Source organism: Falsiroseomonas sp. HC035 (assembly GCF_050563525.1).
In the GTDB taxonomy this organism is placed as follows: domain Bacteria; phylum Pseudomonadota; class Alphaproteobacteria; order Acetobacterales; family Acetobacteraceae; genus Falsiroseomonas.
Genome location: NZ_JBNXUN010000001.1, coordinates 40,334 through 54,678 on the forward strand (window position 1 = coordinate 40,334; position 14,345 = coordinate 54,678).

General features: G+C 70.6%; 16 protein-coding genes. 8 read left to right on the plus strand and 8 right to left on the minus strand.

Annotated elements, in window-relative coordinates; translation table 11 throughout:
- Positions 1-73: 73 nt before the first annotated feature.
- Together ACLF3G_RS00225 and ACLF3G_RS00230 are read left to right on the plus strand one after the other, a co-directional pair.
- Positions 74-1,021, plus strand: a complete 948-nt coding sequence (locus ACLF3G_RS00225) for an ABC transporter permease (protein WP_430667299.1) — start codon at positions 74-76, stop codon at positions 1,019-1,021.
- Between the two features lie 3 nt (positions 1,022-1,024).
- Positions 1,025-1,906 carry an ABC transporter permease gene (locus tag ACLF3G_RS00230; RefSeq protein WP_430667300.1) on the plus strand — a complete coding sequence of 294 codons (882 nt, stop codon included), beginning with the start codon at positions 1,025-1,027 and terminating at the stop codon, positions 1,904-1,906.
- A 15-nt stretch (positions 1,907-1,921) separates the two neighbouring features.
- Here ACLF3G_RS00230 and ACLF3G_RS00235 read toward each other — a convergent pair whose 3' ends face one another.
- A complete protein-coding gene (locus ACLF3G_RS00235; protein ID WP_430667301.1) occupies positions 1,922-2,275 on the minus strand; it encodes a pyridoxamine 5'-phosphate oxidase family protein in 354 nt (117 codons plus the stop codon).
- Positions 2,276-2,525: 250 nt separating this feature from the next.
- Between ACLF3G_RS00235 and ACLF3G_RS00240 the strand changes: the two genes are divergently transcribed.
- Together ACLF3G_RS00240 and ACLF3G_RS00245 are read left to right on the plus strand one after the other, a co-directional pair.
- Positions 2,526-3,287, plus strand: coding sequence for a hypothetical protein (locus ACLF3G_RS00240; protein WP_430667302.1), 762 nt, complete (start codon positions 2,526-2,528; stop codon positions 3,285-3,287).
- Positions 3,284-4,438: a toxic anion resistance protein gene (locus tag ACLF3G_RS00245; RefSeq protein ID WP_430667303.1), complete on the plus strand. Its 1,155-nt coding sequence runs from the start codon at positions 3,284-3,286 to the stop codon at positions 4,436-4,438. The genes ACLF3G_RS00240 and ACLF3G_RS00245 overlap by 4 nt, the downstream gene beginning before the upstream one ends.
- Positions 4,439-4,441: 3 nt before the next feature.
- On the opposite strand, the gene ACLF3G_RS00250 is transcribed toward ACLF3G_RS00245, so the two are convergent.
- Positions 4,442-5,101, minus strand: a complete 660-nt coding sequence (locus tag ACLF3G_RS00250) for a YidB family protein (RefSeq protein ID WP_430667304.1) — start codon at positions 5,099-5,101, stop codon at positions 4,442-4,444.
- Positions 5,102-5,232: 131 nt separating this feature from the next.
- On the opposite strand from ACLF3G_RS00250, the gene ACLF3G_RS00255 reads away from it, so the two are divergent.
- The 4 genes from ACLF3G_RS00255 to ACLF3G_RS00270 are packed head-to-tail and all read left to right on the plus strand — an operon-like array spanning position 5,233 to position 9,695.
- Positions 5,233-6,207: a tripartite tricarboxylate transporter substrate-binding protein gene (locus ACLF3G_RS00255; RefSeq protein WP_430667305.1), complete on the plus strand. Its 975-nt coding sequence runs from the start codon at positions 5,233-5,235 to the stop codon at positions 6,205-6,207.
- A gap of 50 nt (positions 6,208-6,257) precedes the next feature.
- Positions 6,258-7,319, plus strand: a complete 1,062-nt coding sequence (locus ACLF3G_RS00260; RefSeq protein WP_430667306.1) for an alcohol dehydrogenase — start codon at positions 6,258-6,260, stop codon at positions 7,317-7,319.
- Between the two features lie 28 nt (positions 7,320-7,347).
- On the plus strand, positions 7,348-8,736 hold the full coding sequence (locus tag ACLF3G_RS00265; RefSeq protein ID WP_430667307.1) for a cytochrome P450: 1,389 nt from the start codon (positions 7,348-7,350) through the stop codon (positions 8,734-8,736).
- Positions 8,715-9,695, plus strand: coding sequence for a lysophospholipid acyltransferase family protein (locus ACLF3G_RS00270; RefSeq protein ID WP_430667308.1), 981 nt, complete (start codon positions 8,715-8,717; stop codon positions 9,693-9,695). Before ACLF3G_RS00265 ends, ACLF3G_RS00270 begins: the two co-directional genes overlap by 22 nt.
- A 5-nt stretch (positions 9,696-9,700) precedes the next feature.
- Here ACLF3G_RS00270 and ACLF3G_RS00275 read toward each other — a convergent pair whose 3' ends face one another.
- From ACLF3G_RS00275 to ACLF3G_RS00300, 6 genes are all read right to left on the minus strand, one after another.
- Entirely contained in the window at positions 9,701-10,207 is a 507-nt protein-coding gene (locus ACLF3G_RS00275) for a cupin domain-containing protein (RefSeq protein WP_430667309.1), read from the minus strand.
- Between the two features lie 46 nt (positions 10,208-10,253).
- Complete coding sequence (locus tag ACLF3G_RS00280) at positions 10,254-11,027, minus strand: CHAP domain-containing protein (protein WP_430667310.1); 774 nt, start codon at positions 11,025-11,027, stop codon at positions 10,254-10,256.
- A 305-nt stretch (positions 11,028-11,332) separates the two neighbouring features.
- Positions 11,333-11,683 (minus strand): RidA family protein, encoded by a 351-nt coding sequence (locus ACLF3G_RS00285; protein WP_430667311.1) that lies wholly within the window; start codon positions 11,681-11,683, stop codon positions 11,333-11,335.
- A gap of 84 nt (positions 11,684-11,767) precedes the next feature.
- Positions 11,768-12,067, minus strand: coding sequence for a hypothetical protein (locus tag ACLF3G_RS00290; protein ID WP_430667312.1), 300 nt, complete (start codon positions 12,065-12,067; stop codon positions 11,768-11,770).
- A 28-nt stretch (positions 12,068-12,095) separates the two neighbouring features.
- Positions 12,096-13,073: a Gfo/Idh/MocA family protein gene (locus tag ACLF3G_RS00295; protein WP_430667313.1), complete on the minus strand. Its 978-nt coding sequence runs from the start codon at positions 13,071-13,073 to the stop codon at positions 12,096-12,098.
- 12 nt (positions 13,074-13,085) lie between these two features.
- A complete protein-coding gene (locus ACLF3G_RS00300) occupies positions 13,086-14,339 on the minus strand; it encodes an MFS transporter (RefSeq protein ID WP_430667314.1) in 1,254 nt (417 codons plus the stop codon).
- Positions 14,340-14,345: the final 6 nt, after the last annotated feature.

Below are 14,345 nucleotides of genomic sequence, written 5' to 3' on the forward strand. Positions count from 1 at the left end.
CTGTTGGTTTGTGCGCGGCGGCCCTTCGGCCGCCCGGCACGGCATCGCCGTGCCGCGATTGGGGATTGCGGGAATGTGGGCCTGGCTGCTGAAGCGCCTCGGGCAGATCCTGCCGACGCTGGTGATCCTGTCCTTCATCATCTTCGGGCTGCAACAGCTCATGCCCGGCGACCCGGCCGTGATCCTGGCCGGGGAAGAACGCGGCGATCCGCAGGTGCTGGTGCAGATCCGGGCAGAACTCCGCCTGGATCAGCCGCTGTGGAGCCAGTATCTGTACTGGGTCGGCAACGTGCTCCAGGGGGATTTCGGCTTCTCCTGGCGCATCCGCATGCCGGTCTCCGACCTGATCCTGGAGAAGCTGCCGGTCACGGCGCAGCTTGCCTCCATGGCGTTTCTCATCGCCATCGTCATCGGGGTGCCGCTCGGCATCCTGTCGGCGGTGAAGAAGGACACGCCCTGGGACTGGGCTGCGAATGGCATCGCGCTGTTCGGAATTTCTACGCCGAATTTCTGGCTCGGCATCATGATGATCCTGTTCTTTTCAGTGCAGCTCGGCTGGCTGCCGCCATCGGGATATGTTCCCTTGTGGGAGGACCCGGTGCAGTCGCTGGCGACGACCATCATGCCGGCCTTCGTGCTCGGCACCGGCGTCGCCTCCGTGCTCATGCGGCACACGCGCGCGGCGATGCTGACGGCGCTGAGCCAGGACTACGTCCGCACGGCGCGGGCCAAGGGGCTGACGGAACGCGTGGTGGTCTGGAAGCACGCGCTTCGCAACGCGCTGATCCCGGTGGTGACGCTGGGCACCATCGAGTTCGGTCGGCTGTTGGCCGGCGCGGTGCTGACCGAGCAGATCTTCACCATCCCCGGATTCGGCAAGCTGGTGGTGGATGCCGTGTTCAACCGGGACTACCCGGTGGTGCAGGGCGTGGTGCTGGCGACCGCGCTGATCTTCGTGGCGCTGAGCCTGGTGGCGGACATCCTGTATATGCTGATCAATCCGCGGCTGAGGCAGGCCTGAGCCATGGGCACCACAACCGCTCCGGTTGCCCTGGCGCGCGGCGAAAGCCCGGGCCGCCGCGCCGTCCGCCGCTTCCTGCGCCACCGCCTGGCGTTGTTCGGCCTGATCGTCGTGGTCGCCTTCGTGCTGATCGCGGCCTTCGCGCCGTGGATCGCGCCCTTCGACCCGATCGAGACCAGCTGGTCCCGCATCCGCCGCCCGCCGTCGGAGGCGCATTGGTTCGGCACGGATGAGAACGGACGGGACGTGATGTCCCGGCTGATCTGGGGCGCGCGAGCCTCGCTGATGGCTGGCGTCATCTCGGTGCTCGGCGCGGTGGCGCTGGGCGTGCCGATCGGGCTGCTGGCGGGGCTGGCCGGCGGATGGGTCGATGCGGTGATCTCCCGCATCTCGGACGCCATGCTGTCCATCCCGTTCCTGATCCTGGCGATCGCGCTGGCGGCCTTCCTCGGCCCGGCGCTGGAAAATGCGATGATTGCCATCGCCATCAGCGCCAGCCCGATCTTCGTCAGGCTGGCGCGCGGCATGGCGCTGGATGCGAAATCGACGGATTGGGTGGAGGCGGCGCGATCCTTGGGCAACCCGCCCTGGCGGACCGCCTTCGTCCACGTCCTGCCCAACATCATCCCGCCGCTGCTGGTGCAGTCGACGCTCTCGATCGCGGAGGCGATCATCGCCGAGGCCTCGCTGAGTTTTCTGGGTCTTGGCCAGCAGCCGCCGCAGCCGAGCTGGGGCTCCATGCTGAACAGCGCGCAGCGCTTCCTGGAGACGGCGCCCTGGCTCGCCATCGCGCCGGGCGCTGCCATCTTCGTGGTGGTGCTGGCCTTCAACCTGATGGGCGACGGCCTGCGGGATGCGCTGGATCCCCGGGCCGACCGGCGCTGAAAGGCGGGCTCCGCGTCAAGTCGTCAGCTCGCCCTCCTCCTCGCCATGCCAGTAGCGGATGCGCTCGGCATGGATGTGGATCATCACGACGCCCCTGGTGTCCATGCCGTCCGGGAACCAGCGATCCAGGCCGCGGGACCGATGCTCCGCGAAGGCAGCCTTGATTCGGACGAGGCGGGCCGTGCCCTGCACCGCGACGAAAAGGGGCGGCTTGCCGCGCAGGCCGGCGCTGCCCTGGAAGGACAGACCCACCTGCGGATCCGCGGCGATATCCCGCACCGTCCGGGCACTGTCCCAACTGAAATAGAAGGAGTCGCCCTGGTACTCGACCTCGCCCTTGTTGCTCATTGGCCTTGTCGCCATGCCCATGCCAATGCGCCGGCTCCATTTCGGTTCAGCGACCCAACGCGCGTCGGCCGTTCAAGATTTGCCGCGGCGCAGTCCGGCGCCCCTTGCTGCCTCTTGATCCGGCGCTCCGTCGGGTCGATCTATTCGCGGCCATGGCACGCCCCCCGAAGATCCTCCTGCCGACCCTGCCGGCGCCCGCACGCCGCGTTGCCGGCTTCTGGCTGCTGACGCTCAGCCTGTGGCTGGCCAGCGCCCTTGCGCTGTTCCGCTGATGCAGCGGCCCATTTGGCAAAACGACCCCTGGCGCGACGGCCGCGCCAAGGTCGAGGGCGCCTTCAGCACCTTCCGCAACGGCACGCGCGGCCTGCTGCTGCCGCTGTTCACCTGGCCGCTGCTGCCCGACGTGGTGGTCGAGGTCGTGCGCGGCAACGCGCAGGGGCTGGTCGCGGCCGGCCTCGGCCTGCTGCTGCCGATCCTGGCAGTGCGCACGCTGCGGCGCGGCCGGCGGGGCGACACGCGGCGCGCGGCGGTCCTGACGGCGGTCGCGACCGGGTTGGTGGCGGGAATGGGCGCCCAGACCGGGGTGCCGGTCGCGCTGCTGCTGGCCGCCGGAGCCTGGCTCGGCACGCGCCTGATGTATGACGGCGCGCAGGTTGAGGTCGAGGCGCCCGCGCCACCGCCCCCGCCCGGCCCGCTAGCCGAGGCCCGCGAAAGGCTGGCCCGCATCACGGCCGAGCCGCGCCTGGCAGGCATCGCCCAGGCCATGGACGCGGTGCTGGACGACCTCGACGCGCGGCCGGACCGGCTGCCGCTGGCCCGCCGTTTCCTGGCCGTTCACCTCGATGGCCTGGACCGCATCGCCCAGCGCCTGTCCGCCGGCGCCGAGCCGCCGCCTGGCATGCCGCAATTGCTGGACGACATGCAGACCGCCGCCGACGAGCTCCGCAACAAGCTGCGCGCGGAGGAAAGCATGGCGCTCGATATCCAGGTGAAGGTGCTGGCCGAGAGGCTGCGCCAGGAGGGCTACGCATGAGCACCACCAAGCCGAACAGCCCGAAGCCCTACGGCGCGCCCGCTGCCAGCCCGCCCGTCGCTGCACGCGAATTGGCGGAACGCGACCTGCGCGAGGACGCGCCGAGCCCGGTGGCGGAGGCGGTGATCGGCGAGCTAGCGCAGCAGATCGACCTCTCCGATCCCGGCTCCATCCTGCGCTTCGGCCAGCAGACCCAGTCCCAGGCCCAGGCCGCTGCCGATTCCATGTTGGAAGGCGCCCGCAACCAGGAGACCGGCGAGGCGGGGCGGACACTCGCGAGCCTTTTGCAGACGCTGCGCGGCTTCGACGTGACCAAGCTGGACGAGCGCCCGAGCTTCCTCGCCCGCATGTTCACCAAGGCCGGCGCCGAAGTGACGGAAATCATCGGCAAGTACGAGACGGTGAAGGGCCAGATCGAGGGCATCGGTGACAAGCTCGACACCCACCGCACCCGGCTTCTGGAAGACGTGGAGCGGCTGGAGCGGCTGTACCAGGCGACGCTGGAGTGGTTCCACGCCCTCGGCACCCATGTCGCGGCCGGCGAGACCGTGCTGCGCAAGACGGATGCCGAGGCCATCCCGGCCATGGAAGCCGCCGTCGCCAATTCCACCGACGACCTTGCACCCCAGAAGCTGCGCGACCTGCGCGGCGCACGGGACGAGTTGGACCGGCGGGTGCATGATCTGCGCCTGACGCGGCAGGTGGCGATGCAGGCGCTGCCTTCGATCAGGCTGATTCAGGAAAACGACAAGGCGCTGGCCAGCAAGATCCACTCGGTGCTGGCCAACACCGTGCCGCTGTGGCGCCAGCAACTCGCGCAGGCGCTGGCGATCCACCGGATGCGGGAGGCCGGCCAGGCCGTGAAGGCCGCGACCGATCTGACCAACCAGCTTCTGACCGCCAATGCCGAGACGCTGCGCCGCGGCAACCTGGAGGCGCGGACCGAGCTGGAGCGCGGCGTCTTCGACCTCGCCGCCGTGCAGAAGGCCAACGCCGCGCTGGTCGCGACCATCGAAGACAGCCTGCGCATCGCCGACGAGGCACGCGGCCAGCGTGCCCGGGCGGCGGAGGAGCTGGAGAAGCTGGAGCTCGACATCCGCCGGGCCTTGAAGGCCGCGAAGCCGCCCCCGGCGGCACCGCGGCCGGTCTGAGCCTCAGCCGCGCGGGTCGCGGCCGAAGCCGAAGCCGCTCATCAGCGTGTCGGCGTCCTCGTCCGGCAGATCCTCGTCACGCTCGGGCAACTGCCCACGCGGCGTCAGGCGGTCCACCATCTGCGGCAGGCCACGGCTGAGCTGCGACAGGATCTCGTTGCGGCCCATGCCGGTGTGGTTTTCGACCTCCGCCAGCGCCTCGGGTGGAATGGCGCGGGCGAGTTCGTCCGGGTCCACCGGCTCGTTGCCGCCCGGGCCGACCCAACTATCCACCTTGTCGCCGAGGCCGGCGCCGCGCAGCTGTTCGGTCAGGGAGGACAGGCCGCGGGCGCCACCCTGGCCGCGCATCAGGTAGGACAGCAGCGCCATCAGGGCCATGCCCTTGATGCCGCCCATGCCTCCCATCTGGCTGCCCCCCATCTGGCTGCCACCCAGCAGGCCGCCCAGCAGCCCGCCCAGGCCACCGGAGCCGCCGCCCAGCCTATCGATGCTGCCGGACCCCGGCGCGCCGCCGAACAGGCCACCGCCGGCTCCGGGCTGGTCGCCCGGCAGCCGAGGCGTGCCCAGCGGCGAGTCTCGCGTCGCCATGCCGCTGCCTGGGCCGCCCGGCTGGCCACCGCCACCCAGGACTCCGGACAGAATGCGGGACAGGATATCGCTCATCTTGGATGTCTCCCTGGCGGGAATTCGAACCGTGTCCCGCAGCAGGCGCAACGCCCACCCGTTCCGGGCGGTTGCGCCGCCCGCGCACAGGGCGCCAAATGGTTCACAAGAAAACCGAGGGAGGATGAAGCATGACGCATCTCACGCGCCGGCTGCTGCTGGCCGCCGGCGGCAGCGTGCTGGCGGCACCGGCGTTGCGCGCCCAGCGTGCCTGGCCGAACGACACCATCCGCATCATCGCGCCGTTCCCGCCAGGTGGCAGCACGGATGCGCTGGCGCGCCTGCTGCAACCGCATCTGACCCGCAGCCTCGGCGTCTCCGTGGTGGTGGAGAACCGGGCAGGGGCCTCCGGTTCGCTCGGCACGGCGGCGGTGGCGCGCAGTGCGCCGGATGGCAACACCTGGGTTCTGGTCTTCGACACCCACGCGGTTAACCCGGCGCTGATCCCGAACATGGGCTTCGACACGGAGCGCGACCTGACGCCGCTGCTGCTGTTCGGCACCGCGCCGATGGTGCTGACGGCGCATCGCACCCGCCCGTACAGGACCTTCGCCGCGATGGCAGAGGCGGCGCGGGCGAAGCCGGATACGTTGACCTACGGCACCATCGGCAACGGATCGCTCGCCCACCTGACGATGGCGCTGGTTGGCAAGGCCACCGGCCTGCAACTGGTGCATGTGCCCTACCGTGGCGGCGGGCCGCTGGCGCTGGCGGCACTGGCCGGGGAGGTGGACCTTCCAATCGCGACGCGGCCGGCGATCGGCGTGCATGTCGACAGCGGCGCGCTGGTGCCGCTGGCGCAGACCGGTGCGACGCGCTCACCCTCCATGCCGGATCTTCCGACGCTGGCGGAATCCGGCGTGCCGGGCATCGATGCGCGCGCCTTCTGGGGCTTCCTCGGCCCGGCCGGCCTGCCGGCGTCCATCAAGCAGCGCATGGAGGCGGCGATCCGGGAGGCGCTGGCGATTCCGGAGGTGCGTGCTCGCGTCATCGCGCTGGGCATCGACCTGGAGCCACAGGGGGAGGCTGGCTTCGCACCCTTCCTGTCCACGCAGATCGCCACCTGGGGCCGCGTGGTGCGGGAGAACAACATCCGCCCAGATTGACCGCAGGCGCGCTGGCTGTTGCCATGCTCCCAGACAATGGAGGAACGACGATGAAGGCATGGGCCGTGGTCGAGGCGGGGAAGCCGCTGCAGGAAATCGAGATGCCGACGCCGGAGCCCACCGGCAAGCAGGTCCTGTTGGAAGTCACCCATGCGGGCGTCTGCCATTCCGACCTGCATATCTGGGAAGGCGAGTACGACCTCGGCAGCCGCGGCACCATGAAGCTGTCGGATCGCGGCGTGGTGCTGCCGCTGGCGATGGGGCACGAGGTGGTGGGCCGCGTGCTGAAATGGGGACCGGAGGCGACCGGCCTTAAGGTGGGTGAGACCAAGCTGGTGTTCCCCTGGGTCGGCTGCGGCCATTGCGCGCGCTGCCTGGCGGAGGAGGACAACATGTGCCTCCAGGGCAAGGCGCTCGGCGTCTTCCAGAATGGCGGCTATGCCACCCACATCCTGGTGCCGGAACCGCGCCACCTGATCGAGATCGGCGACCTCGACCCGGCGCTGGCCGCGACCTACGCCTGTTCCGGCGTTACAGTCTATTCGGCGATCAACAAGGTGATGCCGATGCCGCCGGAGGCGCCGATCGTGGTGGTCGGCGCGGGCGGCCTGGGCCTGTCGGCCATCTCGGTTTTGAAGGCGATGGGCCACCGCAACATCGTTTGCGTCGACATCGGCGAGGACAAGCTGGCCTCTGCCAAGGCCGCCGGCGCCACGGCGACGGTGCTCGCCACCGGGGAGGACACCGCGCAGCGCATCATGCAGGCCGCCGGCGCGCCGGTGGAGGCGGTGATCGACCTTGTGAACGGCAGCACCACCGCCCGCTTCGCCTTCGACGCGCTGACCAAGGGCGGCAAGCTGATCCAGGTCGGCCTGTTCGGCGGCGAGTTGGCGCTGCCGCTGCCTCTGATGGCGATGCGCGCGCTGACCGTCCGCGGCAGCTATGTCGGCGACCCGAAGGAATTGCGCGCCCTGGTAAAGCTGGCCCGCGGCGGCACGCTCCCCGCGATCCCGATCACGAAGGAGCCGCTGCGCAACGCCGACAATGCTTTGCAGCGGCTGCGGGCGGGCAAGGTGACGGGCCGCATCGTGCTGACGGCGGACGCTGCCTGAGGCCTGCGACTTGTGCTAAGCGTCACGCATGGCCGATGGTCCCAGCGTGACGCCGCCCTACGTTCCGCCCTATCCGCACCGGCCTGCCAAGGGCCTGCCGCTGCGCCAGATGCTGCGCCTGGCGCGGGAAAACTGGCTGGCGATCTGGGCCACGACCTCCTTCGAGCGGGATGTGCTGGGCTCGAGGCTCTGGCTGCGGGACGTGGTGGTCTGCAACAGCCCGGAGACGGTGCACTACGCATTCGTCGAGCGGCATGAGAACTTCCAGCGCAAAAGCCCGCAGCACCGCCACGCGCTGATCCCGCTGCTCGGCGATGGGCTGTTCGTCAGCGACGGCCCGCTGTGGCGCGAACGCCGCCGCGTGGTGGCACCCGTGACGCATGTCTCGCGCCTGCCGGAACTGGCGCCCGCCATCACGGAGGCTGCGGCGGAACGCCGCGCGCAGTGGCTGGCGCTGCCGTCCGGCGAGCCGATCGACGTGCTGGCGGAGATGGGCCACCTGACCGCCGAGATCATCTGCCGCACCATCTTCGGCCGGGCGCTCGGCGCGGATGCCGCGGGCACCGTGGTGGCTGCCTTCGCGGAATATCAGGCGGTGATTGGCCAGACCGACCTGCTGTCGCTGTTCGGCCTGCCGGACTGGTTTCCCCGCTTCCGCAGCCCGCGCGTCCGCGCCACCGCGCGCCGCATCCACCAGGTGGTAGATGGGCTGATCGACGGCATCCTGGATGGCTCGCAGGCCGGCGAGGCGTCGCTGATCCGCGCCATGTCGGAAGCCAAAGTGGCCGGCACCGACGCGCCGATGGACCGCCGCGCCTTCCGCAACGAGGCCATCGTACTGTTCATGGCCGGGCACGAGACCACCGCCAACACCCTCGCCTGGGCGCTGTTCCTGATGTCGCAGGACCCGGTGAGCGCGGAGCGGCTGGCGGCCGAAGTGGCCGAGGTCCTGGGCGACCGCGTCGCCACCCTGGCCGACCTGCCGAACCTGCCCTTCACCCGCGCCGTGGTGGAGGAAACGCTGCGCCTGTTCCCGCCGGTGCCGCTGCTGTCGCGGGAGGCCTTGGGGCCGGACCGGATCGGCGACCGCGTGGTCAAGAAGGGCACCATCGTGCTGGTCTGCCCCTGGCTGCTGCACCGCAAGCCCTCGCTCTGGGAGCAGCCGGATGCCTTCGTGCCGGATCGCTTCATGCCCGGCGCACCGAAGCCGCCGCGGCACGCCTACATCCCCTTCAGTACCGGCCCGCGCATCTGCACCGGCCAGCATCTCGGCCTGGCGGAGGCGACCATCTGCCTGGCGGCGCTGGCCGGCCGCTTCCGCTTCACGCTGGAGCCGGGGACGGAGGTGATGCCGGTGGCGCGGCTGACGCTGCGGCCTGGGGAGCGGCTGCCCATGTGGCTGTCGCCGCGCTCCTGATGGTCGGGAATCTCTACCCCGCCCCGCCCTGGGCCTGGGCGGAGCGAAAGGCGCTGATGCGCCACTGGCTGCGTGACCCGATCCAGGGGCTGGCGGACCTGATCCCGCACCACGCCCTGCGCCTCCTGCCGACGGAGGCCGCCTCCGCCGTCGGCGCCCACATGGGTTTGCGCAGCGGCAGCCGGCGGAGTGAGGGTTCCGAGCGCGCCCGGGCGCTGTTCCGCGCACTGCGACCCGACGCGGATGCGGCGGAGATCCAGGCATTGCTCGTCGCCCACTGGTCCCATGTCGGACGTTGCTTCGGCGAATTCGCCGGGTTGCACCGCTTCTGGGCGGAGGGCCGCATCGAGGTCGCCGGAGGCGCCGTCCTGCGCGAGGTCCAGGAATCGGGCCGGCCGCTGGTGGTGGCTGGCCTGCATGTCGGAAACTGGGAGGTGGTGCATGCCGGGCTGTCGGGCCTTGGCATCCGCTTCTCCGGCATCTACCAGCGGCTGCCCAACCGTTTCCGGATGCGGATCGCCGACACCGCGCGCAACCGCATCCGCCAGGCGGGTGGGCCGGGCCGCGCCCTGGCGCCGAGTCTGGGCGCGGTGTTCGAGGCGCATCGCCTGCTGGAGAGTCGCGACTCTGCACTGCTGTACTACGTCGACGAGTACTGGGACGGACGGGTGCATGCCCCGGCCCTCGGCCGGCCATTGCGGATGGATGGCAACATCATGCGCGCCGTGCGCCTGGCCGCCGCCACCGGCGCCGCGGTGGTGCCGGCCTACGCGCTGCGCCTGGGCGACGAGGCGCGCTTCCGACTGACTTTCCTGCCGGAGATCCCGGTGGGGCCGCCAGGACGCGGCCGAAGCGCCGCGCTGGAGGATATCGCGGCGCTGGATCGGGTGGTGGAGACCGTGGTGCGCGCGCATCCGGAGCAGTGGTTCATGGCGCACGTCTTCCAGCCGGATCGCTGAGGCCGCTACCGGTACGGCTGGCCCGTCACCGGGTCGCCGGGCGGATCGGGCGTTGCCGGGATGGCGTGCAGGGCGCGTTCGCGTTCGCCCGGACGCACCGTGTACTGCTCCGGCGGGTCGCCCGGCGGATAGGCGCCGACCACGAGCAGGTCCGTCGACTGCCCCAGGTTGCGGTGCGCTGTGCCGGCAGGCAGCACCACCACGTCGCCGGCAGCCAGGTCCAGCACCACCCCAGACTCCGCCCCCAGGCGCACCCGGACGTGGCCGCGGGCGATCGCCAGCGCCTCATGCGCGTTGGGGTGGTAGTGGTCGTAGGGGTAGATGCCATCGCGCCAGGCGGGCGGCCAGCCGTGGCGGCCGAACAGGGCCTCCGCGGCGTCTGGATCACCGACGGGCACGGCACCGCGGTGGATCAGGACGGGCAGGCGGGGATTGTTCGGGATCTGGCCGCCGCGCGGTTCGCTGTCGGTCAGGAACAGGCGTTCGGCGCCATCGGTGCCGCGTTCATGCATGGAAGGACCCTCCGCAGGGCCAGACGCGCCGGCCCCGGGACGGGTTCTACTCGAAAAGCTGCGAGGTCAGGCGCAGATGCTGGCTGGCATGCGGGGCGCCGTCCTGCGCCACCTCGATCAGCGCCGGCGCCTCCGCGGTCATCATGCGCGTGCCGGCGGGGCGGTTGTAGATGAAGCCATGCGTCGGGTAGGTGCGGCCGAAGCTGTCGCTGGCGTGGCCGACCTGGACCCGGACCGCGGTCCAATCGTTGCGGTCGGAGACGTCCATCACCACGACGCCGCGCATCACGCTGCCGCGGCGGATGCCGGGGCCGCCCCAATTGGCGTGGTCGATATGGATGGTGCGGCTGCCAACGACACGGCTGACCACGGCCACATGGCCCCGGCTCATGCCACCGGATGCTGTGAAGGCCAACACGGCGCCACGCTCGGGCTGCTGCCCGCGGGCATACGTGCCTGCGGCCGCGCCCCACCACAGCCGCGCATCGCCGCTGATGTTCATTCCGGTCGCCATGCGCGCGAAGGGCACGCAGGACAGGCCGGAGGTAGCGGCAACCGGCAGGATGGGCGTGCCCATACCCACGTGCGGCACGGCGGCGCGGAAGGAGGCGAGTTGCGGACCGTTGATGGTGCGGACGGGGCGGGCCTGGGCATCCTGGCGCGGAGAGGCCGCGGGGCGGGCGGCGCGCTGGCTCGGCGTCGATCGCTGCGCGGCCGCCTGCGCCTGCGGGTTGATCCGGTCGGCAAGGGCGCTGGGCAGGCTGATGGCGGATGTTCCCATCAGGACGCAGAGTGCGGCCAGCGTGCCTCTTGCCCGCATGTGTTGATCCCCGTTCGTGTGCCTCAAGCGCGCCGTTCGGCTCGCCTGAAACATGCGGTAACCGCCGGGGATGGGCCGGGGCAACCCGGCGTGATCGCAACGGCGCCCAAGCGGGGCGATTTGCTCAAGCCGGCGTGATCACCTGCCCCAGGAACAGATCATCTTCCTAGGATGAAACACGCCGAAACACGAAGACACAGTGTAGCGGCAAAAAAGCCACACCCGACGCACGGAATCGGGAGGCGCTAAAACCTGGTCACATGGCTGACATGTGACCAGGGAATGAATCGGCCTTCGCCGCTGCCTCAGCGGCAGGCGGTGACCATGATCTCGACCAGGTGGCGCGGGTCCGCCATGTTCGCCTCGACGCAGGCGCGCACCGGCCGGCCGGCCTCGCCGAGCCAGGACACCCAGTGCTTGTTCATCGCGTCGCGGTCGCGGATGTCCTTCAGCCAGATCTGCGCCTGCAGCAGGCGGGTGTTGTCGGTGCCGTTGGCTTCCAGCGCGGCATCGATCTTCGCCAGCACCTGCTGGGTCTGCCCGCTGATGTCCTGTGACAGGTCGTCGGCCGTGATGCCGGCGAGGTAGACGAAGTTGTGGTACTCGACCGAGGTCGACAGGATCTGGTTGCTGCCCTGGCGGGTGATCTTGGACATCGCGCGGTTCTCCTCGTGGTATTTCGCGCGGTGTTCGTAGGACGGGGGTGGCAGGGCGACAAGACGGGGCTTGGCCTGCCCGGATCAGCCTTCCGGGGGTGGTGCCGCCTCTCCATGGTCGGCGGCACCGGCCACGGCACAGCCACAGAAGGGGCAGCGGGCCAGCCGCGCCAGTTCGGGCGCCAATTCCGGTGGCACCGGCCGGCCCTCCAGCATCCGTGCCAACTCCGCCTCCAGCGCCGCATGGCTGTCCGTCGCCGGGCAGCCCCTGCCGTATTCGGCGGCGATATCGGCGGATGGCGCCTCGAGCCGGAAGGCCTGCGCGGCCACGGGAAGGGCTGCGGCGGGCAGGCAGGTCAGCAGGGTGCGGCGGCGGGTCGACATGCGCCGATCCTACCGCAGCGCCCGGCCGCTACGCCACCACGGCGTAGCTGCTGCCGGATGCCGCGGCGCCGATCATCGCCTCGAACACCGCGACACCGTGGATCGCCTCGGCGACCGGCAGCGGGTAGGCCGGGCCGCCAGCGACGGCAGCCGCGAATGCCGCAAGTTCAGCGGCTTCAATGTCGGTCTTCGGAAAATTCTTCACCCAGGGCTCACCTTCGCGCGGGGTGAAGCTGAGCGTCTCATGGCCCTGCAACTGCAGGATGCCCTCCGTCCCGAACAGCGCCACGCGCCAGAAGGATGGCGTCAGCGCGAGGGTCGCGAAGTTCAGCGTCGCGCCGCTTTCGAGTTCCGCCAGCATCGCCGTTGTGTCGTCGATGGTCTTGGAGACCTGCGCCTTGCTGACGACAGAGACCTGCCGGAAGCGCCCGGCGAGGTGGATGATCATGTCAATCATGTGGATGCCCATGCCGCCCATGCCGCCGAGCGGGCTTTCCGCGCGGTCCGCGCGCCACATGCCGGGCTGGTACGCGCGTGCGCCGGGGCCGCTGAACTGGCCCTCGACGTGCAGCAGGGTGCCGAGCCTGCCCTCCGCCAGCATGGATTTCATCAGGGCCACGGACGGCAGGAAGCGCCGGTTGTGGCCGAGCGCCATCACCACGCCCGCCTTCTCGCAGGCCGCCACGGCGGCGGCGGCGCTGGCGCGGTCCAGCGTGAAGGGCTTCTCGCAGAACACGTGCTTGCCGGCGCGCGCGGCAGCGATCACCTGATCCGCGTGCTGGGCGTGCGGCGTCGCCAGGACCACCGCCTGAACCTCCGGGTCTGCCAGCACGGCGGCGAAATCCGGCAGCAGGCGCAGCTTCTGCTCTCCGGCCCAGGCGCGCGCCTTGTCCGGGGACCTTGTCGTGCCGGCGACGAAGCGGATGGGCGCGCCTTGCTGGCCCTGGACGCTGTTGACCAGCACCTGACCCCAGCGGCCCATGCCGACGATGGCTGCGTTCAACATTCTTGCTCGCTCCTAACGGCTGGCCGAGGATGCCGGCTCGCCTTCCAATTCACGTTCCATCCGGCGCAGCCGCGTCAGGCCCCAGGCGAAGACGCCGAGGAACAGCGCCACCGCCACCAGCGTCGGCCATTGCAGCCCGAACAATTCCCCCGCCGCGCCCAGCGTCAGCGCGCCGAGCGCCGGGAAGGCGCGGGTGATCAGGCCCCAGAGGCTCAGCATCCGGCCGCGATAGGTCGTGTCCGTGGCACTCTGGATCAGGGTCTGCACGCTGATGCCGTGAATCGAGGCGGTGCCGCCGATCAGCGCCGCGCAGAGCATGCCGAAGGGGAAGAAACTGGTGGCGACGAAGCCCACGGTTGCCACCGCCTGAGCCAGTCCGGCGAAGACCGCGAGCCGGGTGGTTCCCTCCAGCCGCCCGCGGGAGGCCACCCATAGCCCGGCGACCAGCGCGCCGACGCCGAAGCAGGCGGTCAGGATCGCCAGGCTCTCGGCGCCGCGGCCGAACAGGCGCTCGACGAAGGGCGGCAGAATCTCCTGCACCCCGCGCAGCAGAAGCGCACCCAGCGCGGCATAGAGCAGGATCGGGCCAAGGCCCGGATGCCGCGCGGCGTAGCGCAACCCCTCCATCACCTCCCCGAACAGGGATGCCGAGGCCGGGTGGCCGCGGCGTTCCTTCGGGTCGATCCGCAGCAGGAAGATGGACAGGCAGGCGAACATGTAGCCCACGGCATTGCCCGCGATCGCCGGCACCACACCCCAGATGGCGATGACCGGGCCGGCGATGGCGGGGCCGATGAAGCGCGCCGTGGCGAAGCACAGCGAATTGGCAGCGACGGCGGCTGGCAGGTCGGCGCGGGCGACGATGCCGGGCATCAGCGTCTGCCGCGCCGGCTGGGCGAAGCTGGCCGCGATGCCGCCCATCACCTCCAGCACCAGCAGGATCGCGATGGTCATGTGGCCGCTGAAGGTGATGCCTGCGACGAGCGCGGATTGCAGGGCGATCGCCGCCTGCGTCCACATCGCCAGCTTGACCCGGTCGACCCGGTCCGCCATCGCGCCGGCCAGCGGGCTGATGAACACCGCCGGCGCCAGGTCGCAGAACGCCACCATGCCGACCCAGAAGGCGCTACCCGTCAGTTCCCAGGCGAGCCAGGACACCGCGATGCGCTGCATCCACAGCCCGGTCCAGGCCACCATGGAGCCGGAGAAGAACAGCCGGGAATCGCGCGTGGCGAGCGCGCGGGCGAGGGCGCTGGAGGAGGCCACCCGGGA

Bases quoted from the DNA above. Each gene is read 5' to 3' on its own strand.
- ACLF3G_RS00225 (WP_430667299.1), top strand. From the start codon at position 74: ATGTGGGCCTGGCTGCTGAAGCGCCTCGGGCAGATCCTGCCGACGCTG.
- ACLF3G_RS00230 (WP_430667300.1), top strand. From the start codon at position 1,025: ATGGGCACCACAACCGCTCCGGTTGCCCTGGCGCGCGGCGAAAGCCCG.
- ACLF3G_RS00235 (WP_430667301.1), bottom strand. From the start codon at position 2,275: ATGGGCATGGCGACAAGGCCAATGAGCAACAAGGGCGAGGTCGAGTAC.
- ACLF3G_RS00240 (WP_430667302.1), top strand. From the start codon at position 2,526: ATGCAGCGGCCCATTTGGCAAAACGACCCCTGGCGCGACGGCCGCGCC.
- ACLF3G_RS00245 (WP_430667303.1), top strand. From the start codon at position 3,284: ATGAGCACCACCAAGCCGAACAGCCCGAAGCCCTACGGCGCGCCCGCT.
- ACLF3G_RS00250 (WP_430667304.1), bottom strand. From the start codon at position 5,101: ATGAGCGATATCCTGTCCCGCATTCTGTCCGGAGTCCTGGGTGGCGGT.
- ACLF3G_RS00255 (WP_430667305.1), top strand. From the start codon at position 5,233: ATGACGCATCTCACGCGCCGGCTGCTGCTGGCCGCCGGCGGCAGCGTG.
- ACLF3G_RS00260 (WP_430667306.1), top strand. From the start codon at position 6,258: ATGAAGGCATGGGCCGTGGTCGAGGCGGGGAAGCCGCTGCAGGAAATC.
- ACLF3G_RS00265 (WP_430667307.1), top strand. From the start codon at position 7,348: ATGGCCGATGGTCCCAGCGTGACGCCGCCCTACGTTCCGCCCTATCCG.
- ACLF3G_RS00275 (WP_430667309.1), bottom strand. From the start codon at position 10,207: ATGCATGAACGCGGCACCGATGGCGCCGAACGCCTGTTCCTGACCGAC.
- ACLF3G_RS00280 (WP_430667310.1), bottom strand. From the start codon at position 11,027: ATGCGGGCAAGAGGCACGCTGGCCGCACTCTGCGTCCTGATGGGAACA.
- ACLF3G_RS00285 (WP_430667311.1), bottom strand. From the start codon at position 11,683: ATGTCCAAGATCACCCGCCAGGGCAGCAACCAGATCCTGTCGACCTCG.
- ACLF3G_RS00290 (WP_430667312.1), bottom strand. From the start codon at position 12,067: ATGTCGACCCGCCGCCGCACCCTGCTGACCTGCCTGCCCGCCGCAGCC.
- ACLF3G_RS00295 (WP_430667313.1), bottom strand. From the start codon at position 13,073: ATGTTGAACGCAGCCATCGTCGGCATGGGCCGCTGGGGTCAGGTGCTG.